Origin of the sequence: Corynebacterium sp. HMSC055D05, from assembly GCF_001810365.1 — a bacterium.
Taxonomy (GTDB): domain Bacteria; phylum Actinomycetota; class Actinomycetes; order Mycobacteriales; family Mycobacteriaceae; genus Corynebacterium; species Corynebacterium coyleae.
In genome coordinates this window covers 1-249 of the sequence record NZ_KV801065.1, presented here as the reverse complement: position 1 = coordinate 249, position 249 = coordinate 1, and the positions used below count along the sequence as shown (strand labels likewise).

Annotated in this window: 1 pseudogene; it reads left to right on the top strand. The window is 60.2% G+C overall.

Going from position 1 to position 249, the window contains the following annotated elements:
* Positions 1 to 249 (top strand): annotated as a pseudogene (locus HMPREF2734_RS04900) (IS256 family transposase); the annotation flags it as partial.

The following is a 249-nucleotide window of genomic DNA, read 5'->3' as shown; positions in this document are numbered from 1 at the left end:
GCGATATGAAACGAAACGGCACCACCAGCAACGGGACGACCCGGTGGCGGTGCAAAATCTGCGGTGCTTCACTGACCAAGCAGCGCAGCGATATCACCAACGCAGCCCTATTTCGTGCGTTCATCCAGCACCTGACCACCGGGACCAGTCTTGCGGCGATCGCCGGCAACATGAGCTGCTCGACACGTACGCTGCAGCGCAAATTCGATGCCTTTTGGCTGGTTGACGTGCCTGACCCGACCATCGGCC